This is a genomic window from Photobacterium iliopiscarium (assembly GCF_003026395.1).
GTDB lineage: Bacteria > Pseudomonadota > Gammaproteobacteria > Enterobacterales > Vibrionaceae > Photobacterium > Photobacterium iliopiscarium.
On sequence record NZ_PYOO01000001.1, the window covers coordinates 625,729 to 639,789 of the forward strand.

Annotated in this window: 14 protein-coding genes; 12 read left to right on the forward strand and 2 right to left on the reverse strand. The window is 41.9% G+C overall.

Annotation, left to right across the window (positions count from 1 at the left end; translation table 11 throughout):
- The first annotated feature begins 174 nt into the window (after positions 1-174).
- Positions 175-1,092 carry a DUF808 domain-containing protein gene (locus C9J51_RS02625; RefSeq protein ID WP_045035394.1) on the forward strand — a complete coding sequence of 306 codons (918 nt, stop codon included), beginning with the start codon at positions 175-177 and terminating at the stop codon, positions 1,090-1,092.
- A 92-nt stretch (positions 1,093-1,184) separates the two neighbouring features.
- On the opposite strand, the gene C9J51_RS02630 is transcribed toward C9J51_RS02625, so the two are convergent.
- Both C9J51_RS02630 and C9J51_RS02635 read right to left on the reverse strand, forming a co-directional pair.
- Entirely contained in the window at positions 1,185-1,913 is a 729-nt protein-coding gene (locus tag C9J51_RS02630) for an oligogalacturonate-specific porin KdgM family protein (protein WP_045039778.1), read from the reverse strand.
- Positions 1,914-2,017: 104 nt separating this feature from the next.
- Entirely contained in the window at positions 2,018-3,571 is a 1,554-nt protein-coding gene (locus C9J51_RS02635) for a sulfatase family protein (protein ID WP_045039779.1), read from the reverse strand.
- Between the two features lie 395 nt (positions 3,572-3,966).
- Here C9J51_RS02635 and agaR point away from each other — a divergent pair, with 395 nt between their 5' ends.
- The 11 genes from agaR (at position 3,967) to C9J51_RS02690 (ending at position 13,977) form a co-directional block, all read left to right on the forward strand.
- Positions 3,967-4,743, forward strand: coding sequence for a transcriptional repressor AgaR (gene agaR / locus C9J51_RS02640; protein ID WP_045035397.1), 777 nt, complete (start codon positions 3,967-3,969; stop codon positions 4,741-4,743).
- Positions 4,744-4,793: 50 nt separating this feature from the next.
- Positions 4,794-6,089 carry a tagatose-bisphosphate aldolase subunit KbaZ gene (gene kbaZ / locus C9J51_RS02645; RefSeq protein WP_045039780.1) on the forward strand — a complete coding sequence of 432 codons (1,296 nt, stop codon included), beginning with the start codon at positions 4,794-4,796 and terminating at the stop codon, positions 6,087-6,089.
- A 4-nt stretch (positions 6,090-6,093) separates the two neighbouring features.
- Positions 6,094-7,257: an SIS domain-containing protein gene (locus C9J51_RS02650; RefSeq protein ID WP_045039781.1), complete on the forward strand. Its 1,164-nt coding sequence runs from the start codon at positions 6,094-6,096 to the stop codon at positions 7,255-7,257.
- A 29-nt stretch (positions 7,258-7,286) separates the two neighbouring features.
- Entirely contained in the window at positions 7,287-7,787 is a 501-nt protein-coding gene (agaV, locus tag C9J51_RS02655) for a PTS N-acetylgalactosamine transporter subunit IIB (protein WP_045035400.1), read from the forward strand.
- A 42-nt stretch (positions 7,788-7,829) separates the two neighbouring features.
- Positions 7,830-8,600, forward strand: coding sequence for a PTS N-acetylgalactosamine transporter subunit IIC (agaW, locus tag C9J51_RS02660; protein ID WP_045035401.1), 771 nt, complete (start codon positions 7,830-7,832; stop codon positions 8,598-8,600).
- Positions 8,590-9,483, forward strand: coding sequence for a PTS system mannose/fructose/sorbose family transporter subunit IID (locus C9J51_RS02665; RefSeq protein ID WP_045035402.1), 894 nt, complete (start codon positions 8,590-8,592; stop codon positions 9,481-9,483). Before agaW ends, C9J51_RS02665 begins: the two co-directional genes overlap by 11 nt.
- A gap of 85 nt (positions 9,484-9,568) precedes the next feature.
- Complete coding sequence (gene agaF / locus C9J51_RS02670; RefSeq protein WP_045039782.1) at positions 9,569-10,012, forward strand: PTS galactosamine/N-acetylgalactosamine transporter subunit IIA; 444 nt, start codon at positions 9,569-9,571, stop codon at positions 10,010-10,012.
- A 2-nt stretch (positions 10,013-10,014) separates the two neighbouring features.
- On the forward strand, positions 10,015-11,178 hold the full coding sequence (nagA, locus tag C9J51_RS02675) for an N-acetylglucosamine-6-phosphate deacetylase (RefSeq protein ID WP_045035404.1): 1,164 nt from the start codon (positions 10,015-10,017) through the stop codon (positions 11,176-11,178).
- A 62-nt stretch (positions 11,179-11,240) separates the two neighbouring features.
- The gene (kduI, locus tag C9J51_RS02680; protein ID WP_045039783.1) at positions 11,241-12,071 is read left to right on the forward strand and encodes a 5-dehydro-4-deoxy-D-glucuronate isomerase; all 831 of its coding nucleotides are present in this window, start codon (positions 11,241-11,243) and stop codon (positions 12,069-12,071) included.
- A gap of 85 nt (positions 12,072-12,156) precedes the next feature.
- The gene (gene kduD, locus C9J51_RS02685; RefSeq protein WP_045035406.1) at positions 12,157-12,912 is read left to right on the forward strand and encodes a 2-dehydro-3-deoxy-D-gluconate 5-dehydrogenase KduD; all 756 of its coding nucleotides are present in this window, start codon (positions 12,157-12,159) and stop codon (positions 12,910-12,912) included.
- 12 nt (positions 12,913-12,924) lie between these two features.
- The gene (locus tag C9J51_RS02690; protein ID WP_045039784.1) at positions 12,925-13,977 is read left to right on the forward strand and encodes a glycoside hydrolase family 88/105 protein; all 1,053 of its coding nucleotides are present in this window, start codon (positions 12,925-12,927) and stop codon (positions 13,975-13,977) included.
- Positions 13,978-14,061 lie beyond the last annotated feature (84 nt).

Sequence of the window (14,061 nt, forward strand, 5' to 3'; positions counted from 1 at the left end):
GTCAATGTAAATTATTGATGTAATGACAAGCCGTTTTTATTAAAAAGTAACAGAAATAAATAGTATATAATTGTAAGCATTAGTTATAAATAATGCATTTAACATGTTTGTTATATTTATACCTATAAAATTATTAATAATAGAATCGAGTGGATTCTTAGAAAGGAGTATGCAGTGGCTGGCGCAAGTTTATTAACATTACTTGATGATATCGCAACCGTTCTTGATGACGTTGCATTAATGACTAAAGTGGCTGCACGTAAAACCGCTGGCGTATTAGGTGATGATTTGGCGCTTAATGCCCAACAAGTCTCTGGTGTGCGTGCTGAACGAGAATTACCTGTCGTTTGGGGTGTTGCTAAAGGCTCATTTAAAAACAAATTAATATTAGTCCCTGCGGCATTATTAATTAGCGTTATTGCACCATGGTTAATTATGCCAATGTTATTACTTGGCGGTTTGTTTCTATGTTTTGAAGGCGTAGAAAAAATTGCAGAAAAGTTATTTTCTCATGGTGGTGAAGAGACACAACAAGCGCAGGAACAAGTAGCAACCGAAGAGATTGATTTGGTTGCTTATGAACAAGACAAAATAAAAGGTGCAATAAGAACTGATTTTGTTTTATCCGCTGAAATTATCGTGATTGCGTTAGGCACAGTACAGAATCATCCATTTTTAACCCAAGCGATTGTGGTGAGCGTGATTGCGTTTGTAATGACTGCGGGTGTTTATGGTGTTGTTGCTGGTATTGTAAAGCTGGATGACGCAGGACTGTATCTGGTTAATCACAGTAAAGGTGCAGGCTTACAGCGTAGCTTTGGTTCGCTATTAGTCAATGTTGCACCTTACCTTATGAAAACATTAGCGGTAGTGGGCACAATAGCAATGTTTTTAGTGGGTGGCGGTATTGTGGTTCATAGCATTCCACAAATACACACAGTGGTAGAACATATAGCACAGTTGGTGACTTTTACTGGTGCTCATTCGATTGTACCCCCGTTACTGAATGGCGTTGTGGGTGTGATTGCAGGTACGATTGTGGTGATTGTTGTCACTATCGTGAATAAAATTCGTGGTAAATCAGCCCATTAATTTATAGCAGTTAAAAACCTAAACCCTATAAAATAAAAAATGCCAGTGATGATAAGTCACTGGCATTTTTTGTTTGTTATTCGTTTAGATTATTACCATGTGTATTTAATACCCATGCGGTAACGCGTTTGACGATTGTCTGTTACTCGACTTTGGCTAACATTACCCACTTCTACAAATGGACGCCACATTGTGCCTTCTACTGTTTTGTAGGTGTACATTAAACGGAAATTATGTAGGTAGTTGGTGTCTTTATTATCAAATTGTGGTTGAGCTGCGCTTTCCATTTCTTTCCAAATTTGGAATTCATATTGGAAATCCCAATTATTGGTGTTGTAGCCTAACCATAGATCAACTTCTTGAATTTTTGATACGTAAGACTCACCCGCCGCATTATTCATGCTGTAGTCCCACAATTTCCACTTGTAACGACCTTGAACGCGAATACCATTATCAAAGCGATAGTTTAAACGTGCGTAAGGAACATATACGAGACCATCAGGCGTGAAATCAAGTGAAAGACCACCGATACCAACGATATTATCCGTCAGCTTTTTATAATAGAACGCTGAAAATTCAGAGCCATTCATTGTCATGCCGTCAAACATGGTATTTTGTTGGTCATTGTTATAACGCGCGTCTAATTCAAAACCAATATTTTTACCCGTATCTAAAAACGCTTTAATACGATCGCCATGACGGTTGGTACCATCACGGTACTCATGACGATATTCAATCGTTGTTTTGTAATCATTGGCATAACTAAAACTGGTTGCGGAAAAAAGGGTAGTCGCAAGGATTACTTTAGTGATGGTATTCATAGATTGTCCTTAATTAGTATGAGTTTTGTTGCGCTTTCTCTGTTCAATAGAGAAAGCGTAAAAATAATATTAAAAAGTGGTATTACGTATTGTTATTGGTACGGCTATAAATAAGCATTTGCACTGTGTGCAGGTACCGTCGTTGGTCGCCATGGATCGCCAGTGTGCTCAAGCCATGGGATTAATTCTTCATTAATTAATGTGTCGATAAGCATTGGGTTGGTGGCAGCAATATTCTCCATTTGGTATGGGTCTATTTGATTGTCATGCAACACATAAGTCAGTGGCTTACCAATTTTTCTATCAATCATTAAGGTATAACGCGGGGAGCGAATACCACGGCGTCCGTATGATTGACCGCCATAAGGCATGAAAGTATAAAATTGAGAGCTTGGTTTACTATCACCCTCAATGCCACGTAGCGTATTAGCAAAGTTAGTACCTTCAACGGTATCTGGAATCAGATCTTCCATACCCATTAAACCAAGCATGGTTGGATAAATATCAGGTGCTGAAAATAACAGATCATTTTGTTGTGGATTAAGCTTGCCAGGCCAACGGAAGATCATTGGAATGCGCATTGCTTCGTCATAATGGACATTTTTGGTTGGGTTACCATTTGATCCCATACAACAGCCGTGATCAGAGAAAAATACCACTAAAGTATCTTCTGTAAGATTGAGGCGATCTAATTCATCAACAATACGTCCAAACTGCTCATCAACCCCATTAACCATTGCCATATATTCTTTAAAGAATTGTGGTCCATAGCCTTCTTGGTAAGCGCTATCCCATTTAACATTCGGGCGGGTATTTAATTGCTGCGATGTTTTACCATTAAAGCGATCTAAGTATTTTTGTGGCACTTGATCATAAGGCGAATGCGGTGGATTCATCGAAACAACAAGCGTAAACGGTTGATCTTGTTTACGGTATTGACCATTTTCATTACGTAGATATTTAATCGCGATATCAGCTTCGTGTTCAGGGCTCCACTGATTGATTCGTAGAGGTTTATCGCGGGTTGTATCATTAGTCCAATACATTGGTGTCATGTGTTTATCGTAAGTACCGTAGGCATACCAGAAATCAAACCCATGACGGCGATCTGGGGCTGTCCAATCATTCCAATAACGCCCTTCTGCTGGGTTATTATAGCTAGGAATAAAAGGGGCTTGTGGCGCATCCAGATGCCATTTACCAATATAACCCATGCTATAGCCTTGTCTTTTAAGCACATCAGACCATGTAAGGGTATTTTTCTTAAGTTCGATACCGAAATCTTTACCGCCAAATTGGCCTTCAACACCCGTATGGCTATTACCTTGAATACCATTGCGATAAGGATATTGCCCGGTCATTAACATGCCGCGGAAAGGGGTACATAGCGGAAAATTAGAGACTGCTTGACGTAATACCGCACTTTGACGCGCAAACTTATCAATATTGGGGGTCATTGATGGATCTTGCTGCATAAAACCTAATGCTTGAGCTCGAAATTCATCAGGAAAGATAATGACTAAATTGGGCTTTTTTAATGATTTCTTCGAGCTTAATGTTGATGCAGTTGCAGCTTGGGTATAGCCGGCTGATAAGGTTGCAGCAACAGCACCACTGGCAGCCATACCTTTCAGTAATCCTCTACGTGAGATAGACATTAACGAATCCTTATTAACTGTAAATATAAACGATTGGATTATTCATCTTTGATTTGCTTCGCATCGTAAGCTAACGAAAGGTTCATGACTGTGTAAGTGATCACATAAAAGCAAATGAAAGCGAAATAATGTAATTACTTGTTTTATTGCAGTAAATATTATGGAGTTTTAGCTCTATTTTATAAATTGAAAGGATGAAAGGTTGGTTTATTGACTTTCGTTCTATATGATAGAAACACTTACGCAAGTATGCATAAGTTCCAATGAAAGATAACGAAAGAATGTGAAAGAGATCAAAAGTTTTATCTTCGTCCATTGTGGCTTTATTTTTTAGGTGTAAGCTTATTTCGAAATCAAGTGAAAGCAATTTCAGTTGATTTCACAAGGAGACAAAAGTGAAAAGTGCAATTGAAAGGCGAATGGACATTGTCAACGTGGTTAATCTAGAAGGAAAAGCCCGTGTCGATGATCTCGCTGAAAAATTTAATGTATCAAGTGTCACTATTCGCAGTGATCTGAGTTTCTTAGAAAAGAATGGTTATGTTGTGCGCTCTCATGGTGCAGCAATTCCTAACTCAGGTGTGATTGCTGAATTAACAATTCATGAAAAGCGTCGGCATAATGCGGGAGTTAAATCGCTCCTTGGTCAAGCGGCTGCCAAGCTTATTCATAATGGTGACACTGTGATTTTAGATTCAGGGACAACAACGCGTGAAATCGCAGCCAGCTTAAAAAGCATGGAAAATGTTGTTGTCATGACTAATGGTCTGGATGTGGCTATGGAGTTGGCTTCAGCACCCGGTGTTGAAGTGTTAATGTCAGGTGGCGTACTTCGTAAAGAAGCGTTATCTTTTTCGGGCTCACTAGCAGAAGCCGGCCTTAAGAACTTTCGTTTTGATAAAGTTTTTCTAGGGGTCGATGGCTTTGACTTGCGAGCAGGTATCACTACGCACAGTGAACAAGAGGCAAGCCTCAATCGTTTAATGTGTGAAATTTCTGAACAAGTGATTGCGGTTGCGGATTCAACCAAATTTGGTAAACGTAGCTGTCACATGATTCGTGAATTTGGAAATATTGATATCTTAGTAACAGATGCAGATATTCCTGAAGATTATTTAGCTGGTCTTCGTGAAATGAAAGTAGAAGTTATTATTGTCGAAAAAGAGCACTGACTGACTTAACTCCATGATCACATCACAGATGATGATTGTGGAGTTAATGAATGAACACCCTACAAACTCTCGTTCAACGTCATAAAGCAGGCGGCAACAATGGTATTTATGCTGTTTGCTCTGCACACCCGCTGGTTATTGAAGCGGCATTTTCTCAAGCGTTGGACGACAATTCAGTTTTATTAATCGAAGCGACGTCAAATCAAGTTGATCAATTTGGTGGTTACACCGGAATGACACCGATTGATTTTCGTCACTTTGTATTAGCCATGGCTGAACAATTCAATTTTCCTACCGAAAATCTTATCTTAGGTGGCGATCATTTAGGCCCTAATCGCTGGCAACACCTTACTGCAACTGATGCGATGGTGAATGCCGATGATTTAATTACCGCTTATGTTGCTGCTGGCTTTAAGAAAATCCACCTCGATTGCAGCATGTCTTGTGCTGATGATCCGATGCCTCTTTCTGATGAGATCGTTGCTGAACGTGCCGCTCGTTTGGGGGCTATAGCTGAAAAAACAGCTATAGCATCTTTTGGCTATAGTGATTTAGTGTATGTCATTGGTACTGAAGTTCCTGTACCTGGTGGCGCAGCTGAAACATTAAATACCGTTGAAGTTACCTCTCCGCAAGCCGCAATGAAAACAATCGAAACTCATCAGCGTGCATTTACTGAGGCTGGTATCGCCGATTGTTGGACGCGTGTGGTTGGTTTAGTGGTGCAACCTGGGGTTGAATTTGATCATACTGGTGTTATTGATTATTGCCCAGAGAAAGCGAATCAATTAAGTGGCGTGGTTGAAAATTTTCCGCATATGGTATTTGAAGCGCACTCGACAGACTATCAAACCAACGCTGCTTATCGTCAATTAGTACAAGACCACTTTGCGATTTTAAAAGTGGGTCCCGCTTTGACCTTTGCTATGCGTGAAGCACTATTTAATTTATGTGAAATAGAAGCTGAAATTATTCCTAAGGCGCATTGCTCAAATTTAAGAGAATGCATTGAAGCGCAAATGTGTGAAGCCCCACAGCATTGGCAAAAATATTATCACGGTAATGAATCTGAACAACGTTTCTCTCGCTGTTTTAGTTTTAGCGATCGCATGCGTTATTACTGGCCTGATAGTGTGATTAATCAAGCCCAAGCAACGTTATTTAGAAATTTATCTCGCGTTGATATTCCGTTACCCCTTCTTAGTCAATATATGCCACAGCAATTTCAACATCTGCGTGAAGGCTTAATCTCATCAGATCCTAAGGCTTTGGTATTAGACACTATTCGTCAAGTTTTACGTGCTTACTCTCAAGCATGTACTGAAAAATTAATCGCAGAGGTTTAAACATATGGAACAATATTTAGGTTATTCAGTCGCGGAACTAGAACGTTTATCTGGTTATTGGACAGCGAAAGAAATCAATCAACAACCTGCTTGTTGGGCGCAAACAGCTGCAATTACACGTGAGTGTGAACCACAAATTAAGCACTTTATGGACCATGTCTATAGTTACCCAAATTTGCGTATCGTTTTAACGGGAGCGGGTACGTCTGCCTTTGCGGGACGTTCATTAGCATTGGGGTTGACTCAGCGTTTACAACGTCGTGTCGATGCTATTTCAACTACAGATATTGTCTCTAATCCTAAGCAGTGTTTTGCTGAAAATATTCCTACGCTATTGGTGTCGTTTGCCCGTTCTGGTAATAGCCCTGAAAGTGTGGCTGCGGTTGAACTTGCCAATCAAACATTAACCGAATGTTTTCATTTAGTATTGACCTGTAATGCTGATGGAAAGTTATACAATTGTTGCAGTAGTGATAAGCAATCACTTGCATTACTGATGCCAACAGAGACTAATGATCAATCTTTTGCCATGACATCAAGTTTTTCATCCATGATGGTCGCGGCCTTTTCGGTCTTAATGTATGGAAGCGATTACACGAAAGAAATCGAAAGCATTTGTAAGTGTTCTGTGGGTTTGATCAAAGATTTGAATAGCCAAATAAAGGATACTGCTGATCAGAAACTAGAGCGGGTTATTTATTTAGGCAGTGGTGGTTTACAAGGTTTAGCTCAAGAGTCGGCATTGAAACTTCTTGAGTTAACAGCAGGCAAAGTTGTTGCAACATACGATTCGCCATTAGGGTTCCGCCACGGACCAAAATCGATTGTTAATCAGAACACGATGATTGTGGTGTTCATTAGTAACGATTCATATACCCGCAAATATGACCTTGATCTGTTAGCTGAAATTTGCCGCGATAATATTGCAGCGCAAGTGGTAGCGATTACAGCACAAGCGGATGAGATTGAAACACGTGCTGATGTTATTCGCGTTTCTAGCATGGAAGCCGCAACGGACATCGAATTACTTTTCCCTTATATGCTATATGCGCAAATATATGCTTTTCATCGTGCGCTAGCGTTAGGAAATACACCTGATAACCCATGTCCTACTGGTGAAGTAAACCGTGTAGTACAAGGAGTTACTATTCACGATTTATCTAATTAATTTAAATAATTACGAAAGGTAGAACAGTCATGACAACGCCAAATATTGTATGGACACGAATTGATGAACGTTTGTTACATGGTCAAATTCGTATTACTTGGGGTAAACATTCAGGCGCTAATCTTATTTTAGTGGCTAATGACGATGCAGCAGATGGACCTAACGCGGCTTTTATGCAAGCTGGAATGAAAGCATCAGCGGGAGGGGAATACGCAGTGCGTTTCTTCTCAATCCAAAAAACAATTGATGTCATCGGTAAGGCTTCTCCTCAACAGAAGATCTTTATTTTATGCAATAACCCAACCGATATTGCTCGGTTAGTTGAAGGTGGTGTGCCCATTGCCCATTGTAATGTCGGTAATATGCATTACCACGACGGTAAGCGTCAGATTCATAAAACCGTTTCTGTTGATGATAAAGATATTAATGCTTTTGAACGCATGGTTGCAAAAGGGGTAACTTGTACCATTCAAAATACGCCTGATCAGAAACCAATTAATGTACTTGAACTGGCTACCAGCGCTGCTTAAATCGCGATAGTCAAACGCCAAACGTGTAAAAAGGAATAGATCATGTTTTTAGAAGCTGCGTTAGTTGCGGTGTGGGCATTTTTCTGCGGTATCGATAAATACGATGTTGCGTTGAATATTCACCGTCCGCTTATTACAGGTCCGGTTGTGGGCTTGATCATGGGCGATATGCAAATTGGTTTGATTGCAGGTGCGACGTTAGAACTTGCTTGGTTAGGTTTAGTGCCTAACGCTGGTGCTCAGCCACCCGATGTAACAATGGGTACGATTGCTGCGGTTGCGTTTGCAGTGATGACGGGTCAGTCAGCAGAAGTGGCAATGGGCGTAGGTATGCCGATTGCAGTAATGATGCAGATGTTAGTGATCGGTTTCTTTGCAATGACATCATTCACAATGGGTAAAGCCGATCGCTTTGCTGAACGTGGTGACTCTGCGGGTATAGATAAACTCTTAATTATCACCATTTTACTGCGTGCCATGTTATATGCCGTGATTGCCTTTGTGACGGTTTACTTTGGTGAGCATGCGGCAACCTGGATTGATGAAAATGCACCGAAAGCATTACTAGAAGGGCTAGGTATTGGTGCCAAGATGGTTCCAGCGATTGGTTTTGCAATGTTGTTGAAAATCATGTGGTCAAAAGAAGTGGCTGGTGTGTTCTTCATTGGCTTCGTCATGACAACTTACTTAAAACTACCCATTATGGCAGTTGCAATCATCGGCGCTTCAATTGCAGCACTGTACTACTTCTTTAGCGGTTCAAACAACGGCGGCTCTAATAACCAAGCAGAGGAATTTGAAGATGGCATCTGATATCACAGCGGGAACACTTCGCGATAAAAACACGGAAGAACATGTAAGTTTGGTTGATGATATCGATGCATATGAAGATACCACGCCACAAAAAGTGATCACCAAGAAAGACCTGTGGATGTGTGCAATCCGTGGTTTATTCATGGAAGGTAACTTCAACTTTGAACGTATGCAGGCGGGTGGTTTTGCTTACTCAATTATTCCAGCGCTGAAAAAAATCCATGGCGATAACAAAGCGGATTTGGCGAAAGCATTAAAGAACCATCTACAGTTTTTCAATGCTTCACCTAAGCTGTTTACCTTCTTATTAGGTACAGCGATTGCGATGGAAGAGAACAAAGAAAAACCATCAACCGTTAACGTAATGAAAGTCGCGGGAATGGGACCAACAGGTGGTATCGGTGATGCTATCGACCACATGACATTGATGCCATTAACGCTAGCGTTAGGTGCTTCAATTGCAATGGAAGGCTCTATTGCTGGTCCGTTTGTGTTCTTCTTCTTGTATCAAATTGTTCACTTTGCGGTTTACTTTGGTTTGATGTTCATGGGTTACAAAGCGGGTACTGCCGCGATGGTTAACATGAGTGATTCAACCGAGAAACTGGCAAAAGCCGCTAATATTATGGGTATCTTTGTTATCGGTGCGCTTTCCGCGACCTTTATCAAGGTGCAGACCACCCTCAGTCTCGAACTGGGGGGGAAGGTGGTGGAGTTGCAAACTGCATTATTTGACAAAGTAATGCCAAATATTCTACCGCTGATGTTGGTGTTCTTCATGCTCAAAATGGTGAAAGGCACAGGATTCTGGGCTAAGCCTCCAGTGTTGATTTTCAGCACACTAGCGGCGGGTGTTATTGGTCATCTAATCGGTATTTTGTAATTAACCCATTGTTTTATTTTGATGGTTGTCATTGTCAATAATATCAAGGGGGACATCGTTCCCCCTTGTTTTCAAGGAAAGAATCATGATTGGTATCGTTGTTTCAGGTCATATTAACTTTGCATCAGGGATGGAATCGGCTGTTCGTGCTATTGCTGGTGAGCAACAGCAAATGACATATGTGGATTTTGTTGAAACCATGTCTACCGATGAGCTAGAACAAGCTTTACGTCAAGCAGCGAAAGATGTGGATAGTGGCGATGGGGTGTTGTTTCTAACTGATATTCCTGGCGGTTCTCCTGCTAATCGTGCGTTAGCAATAGTGATGGATACCCCCAATGTTGAATTGATTGGTGGTGCTAATTTACCGATGATCGCCAATGCTGCTTTTGAGCGTGATGATGCTGATTTAACCGACCTTGTCGATACGCTGCTTGATATTGGTATGTCATGCATGAAAGATATGCGTCGTGAGCTTAATAGCATGATGGCGCAGTCGACTGAACTTGAATGTGAAGACGGACTGTAATTATGCGCTTTGCTCTTCATCCCCAACGTATATTCACCCCAACGGGAATTCGCTATAACCATTATGTGGTGGTGAATAACGGTAAGGTTGAATGCGTCACTGATAGCCAACCTTCTGATTGTGAAATCATAGAATTAGACGGTCAAACATTAGTCCCTGGCTTTATTGATATTCATATTCATGGCCGTGCAGGCGCTGATGTTATGGATGCAACGCCAGCAGCTTTACAAACTATCGCGCAAGCATTACCAGCAACCGGGGTAGTGGCATGGGTTGGAACAACCGTCACCGCACCTTGGATAGATATTGTGTCAGCTTTACAGCAAGTTCGACTTTTCTGTGAGCGGCCACAAACATCAGGCGCAACTCTGTTAGGGAGCTTTCTTGAAGGACCTTATTTTACGGCCACGCATCGTGGTTCACACCCAACCCAATACTTAACTGCGCCAACCATTACAGCCTTAGCTGAGCTAAAAGAAGTGGCGGCTGATTCATTATTACGCGTTGCGTTAGCACCAGAGTATGACGGTGCTAATGAAGCGATTCAATGGTTAACCGATAACGGCATTAAAACTTCGATAGCACATACCAATGCCAATTTTGAACAAGTGACCCAAGCCCATCAACATGGAGCGGATTGTGGTGTGCATTTATTTAATGGCATGAGTGGTTTGCATCATCGTGAGCCGGGTTGTGCTGGAGCTGTGCTTTATCACGATATGTTAGTTGAACTGATTGCTGATGGTATTCATGTTCACCCGGTGATGATGCAACTCGCTTATCGCATCAAAGGTTATCAAGGCATGGCATTAATTACTGACTGTATGCGTGCTGGTGGCCTTGATGATGGTAAGTACCAACTTGGCGCGCAGATGGTTAACGTGACTAATGGTGAAGCGCGTACTGATGATGGCTCTTTGGCAGGAAGCACTTGCAGTTTAGATCAAGCCATTCGCAACATGATCTTATTAGCCAATGTTCCTGAATGGGAAGCTATTCAGATGGCAACCGCAGTACCTGCAAAATATTTGGGTATTGATCACCAATTAGGTGCTATTGCCACCGGATATAACGCCAGTTTTGCCGTACTGAATACACAATTTGAAATTCAAGCAACGTTAATTGACGGTGAATGGTATTACCCATCATCGAATCAACAACAATAATTCGTCATCATTCACGCCTTATATAAGCGTGGTGAATAATGTAATGATTTAAGAGGTTTTTCATGGAAATTCGTCAACCAATTCATAGTCAGCATGCCAAGCAATTAGATACCGCGGGTATTCGTGAGCAGTTCCTAATTGAAAATATGTTTCAAGAAGGTCAAATCAACCTTACTTACAGCCATATCGACCGGATTATTGTCGGTGCGGCAGTGCCGACCACTGCGGCTATTGTGTTTGAAGGTGGCAAAGAAATCGGGGTTGATTACTTTTTACAACGTCGTGAATTAGGTGTGATTAATATCGGTGCGCCAGGATTAGTGATTGTTGATGGTGAGACTTTTGAAATTGGCTCACGCGAAGCGATTTATGTAGGCATGGGCGCGCAAGATATTCGTTTTGAAAGTGTGGTTGCGGATCAACCTGCACGTTTTTACTTAAATTGTGCCCCTGCTCATCACAGTTATCCAACCCGCAAAATTACCCGTGAAGAAGCCTCTCCAGAGCAAATTGGTAGCCAAGAAAACTGTAACGTTCGCACTATTTATAAATACTTACATCCTTCTGTGTTACCAACCTGCCAACTATTAATGGGCATGACTGAGCTTGCTGCTGGTAGCTTGTGGAATACCATGCCATGTCATACCCATGAGCGTCGTATGGAAGTGTATTTGTACTTCGATATGAGCCAAGACAATATCGTATTCCATTACATGGGTGAGCCCCAAGAAACGCGCCATATTGTCGTGCGTAATGAACAAGCGGTGATCAGCCCAAGTTGGTCAATTCACTCTGGTGTGGGTACGGCGTCTTATACCTTTATTTGGGGTATGGTGGGTGAAAACCAAACCTTCCACGATATGGATCATGTCGCGATGAGCGATCTTAAATAAGCCTTACTTTTTGACCGTTAAGCGTTAATTAATTTAGCAAGTAGTGCTGGCTATTGTTGGCGCTACTTTACAAGGATAGAACTCGATGAATATGTTTGATTTAAGCGGTAAAGTTGCGATTGTGACTGGTTGTAATACAGGTTTAGGCCAAGGCATGGCACTAGGGCTTGCAAAAGCAGGCGCTGATATCGTGGGTATTGGTCATCAACCAGCACCTGAAACCCAAGCACAAATTGAAGCACTAGGACGTAAATTTCATTACATCACCGCTAACTTAATGGAGCAAGATAAGCTTGAAAGCATTGTTGCAGAAGCGGTAGAAGTGATGGGCCATGTTGATATTCTTATTAACAACGCTGGTATTATTCGTCGTCAAGATCTGCTGCAATTTTCTGAAAGTGATTGGGATGATGTGATCAACATTAACCAAAAGACACTGTTCTTCTTATCCCAAGCGGTTGCTAAACGTTTTGTTGAGCAAGGCAATGGCGGCAAAATCATTAACATCGCTTCAATGTTATCTTTCCAAGGGGGTATTCGCGTACCGTCATACACCGCAAGTAAATCAGCCGTTATGGGTCTAACCCGTGCATTAGCGACTGAACTCGCTGAATATAATATTAATGTCAATGCGATAGCCCCTGGTTATATGGCGACTGACAATACTGAAGCGCTTCGTGCCGATGCTGATCGTAACGCGGCAATTTTAGAGCGTATTCCTGCTAATCGTTGGGGATTACCGTCTGATTTAGAAGGGCCTGCGGTCTTTTTAGCATCAAGTGCGAGTGATTACATTAATGGTTACACCATTGCGGTTGATGGTGGTTGGTTAGCACGCTAAGGAGAGCAGTTTATGGCAGCATTAGGTACAAAAGAAACGATTTTAACCGCAATGAAGCGTGTTTATCGTTACCAAGCACAACACCAGACTCGCAGTGTGATTCGTCGTAGCGGTAAAACCCGTTTTATTAAAGATACGGATTGGGAACGTGGTGTATTTTGGTCATGTGTCTCCGCAGCGTGGCTAGCAACGGACGATAATGAATATCTTGATGGGGTAATGAATTATACCCTCCATACTGGTTTTCGCCCTGGGCCTAATGATCGTTTTGCTGATGATCATATTTGCTGCCAAGCCTACCTTGATGTTTATCCATTAATTGATCAAATTGAAGCGTTAGAGCCAACCATTAAAGCGTTAGATCTTATGGTTGAGAGCCCACAAGCGGGTCGTAAAGATTGGTGGTGGTGTGACTCATTATTTATGGCGCCGCCAGCATTTGCGGCATTAACCCAACGCACAGGTGATCCTAAGTACCTCGATTACATGAATACTGCATTTTGGGATTCAGTTGAGCACCTACTCGATCCTGAAACCGGTCTGTTCTACCGTGATTACCGTTATATTCCTGATGGTAATGGTGGCGAGTTACGTGAAGCGAACGGCAATAAAGTCTTCTGGAGTCGTGGCATTGGTTGGGTATTAGCCGCCGTGCCGCGTTTACTAGCGCGTATGCCTGCCGATTATCCACACCGTGAAAAGTATCTGGCGCTATTTACCTCACTGGCTGCTGAAGTGATTAAATATCAACAAGCGGATGGTTTTTGGCGTACAAGTTTGCTTGACCCTGACAATTTCCCTGCACCAGAAAGCAGTGCTACAGCGCTGTTCTGTTACGGTTTAGCGTGGGGCATAAAACACGGTCATCTTGATGCTGAAACATATCTGCCTGTGGTTGAGACTTCATGGGCGGCATTACAAACCTGTATTCACGATAACGGCATGATGGGTTGGGTACAATTACCAGCGTTCAATCCCCGTGATGTCGCGTTTGAACATAATATTGATTACGGTGCTGGGGCATTTTTGTTAGCTGCCACCGCCGTTGCTGATTTAGTGTCATAAATAAAATAATAACGTCAATCTAATTGGTTGAAAAGCTAGGTTACTTCAAGCCGATTTGCTCGTCAGGTCGGCTTTTTTATGCTT

Coding starts and splice junctions, on each gene's coding strand:
- C9J51_RS02630 (WP_045039778.1), bottom strand. CDS start 1,913: ATGAATACCATCACTAAAGTAATCCTTGCGACTACCCTTTTTTCCGCA.
- C9J51_RS02635 (WP_045039779.1), bottom strand. CDS start 3,571: ATGTCTATCTCACGTAGAGGATTACTGAAAGGTATGGCTGCCAGTGGT.
- kbaZ (WP_045039780.1), top strand. CDS start 4,794: ATGAACACCCTACAAACTCTCGTTCAACGTCATAAAGCAGGCGGCAAC.
- C9J51_RS02650 (WP_045039781.1), top strand. CDS start 6,094: ATGGAACAATATTTAGGTTATTCAGTCGCGGAACTAGAACGTTTATCT.
- agaV (WP_045035400.1), top strand. CDS start 7,287: ATGACAACGCCAAATATTGTATGGACACGAATTGATGAACGTTTGTTA.
- agaW (WP_045035401.1), top strand. CDS start 7,830: ATGTTTTTAGAAGCTGCGTTAGTTGCGGTGTGGGCATTTTTCTGCGGT.
- C9J51_RS02665 (WP_045035402.1), top strand. CDS start 8,590: ATGGCATCTGATATCACAGCGGGAACACTTCGCGATAAAAACACGGAA.
- agaF (WP_045039782.1), top strand. CDS start 9,569: ATGATTGGTATCGTTGTTTCAGGTCATATTAACTTTGCATCAGGGATG.
- nagA (WP_045035404.1), top strand. CDS start 10,015: ATGCGCTTTGCTCTTCATCCCCAACGTATATTCACCCCAACGGGAATT.
- kduI (WP_045039783.1), top strand. CDS start 11,241: ATGGAAATTCGTCAACCAATTCATAGTCAGCATGCCAAGCAATTAGAT.
- kduD (WP_045035406.1), top strand. CDS start 12,157: ATGAATATGTTTGATTTAAGCGGTAAAGTTGCGATTGTGACTGGTTGT.
- C9J51_RS02690 (WP_045039784.1), top strand. CDS start 12,925: ATGGCAGCATTAGGTACAAAAGAAACGATTTTAACCGCAATGAAGCGT.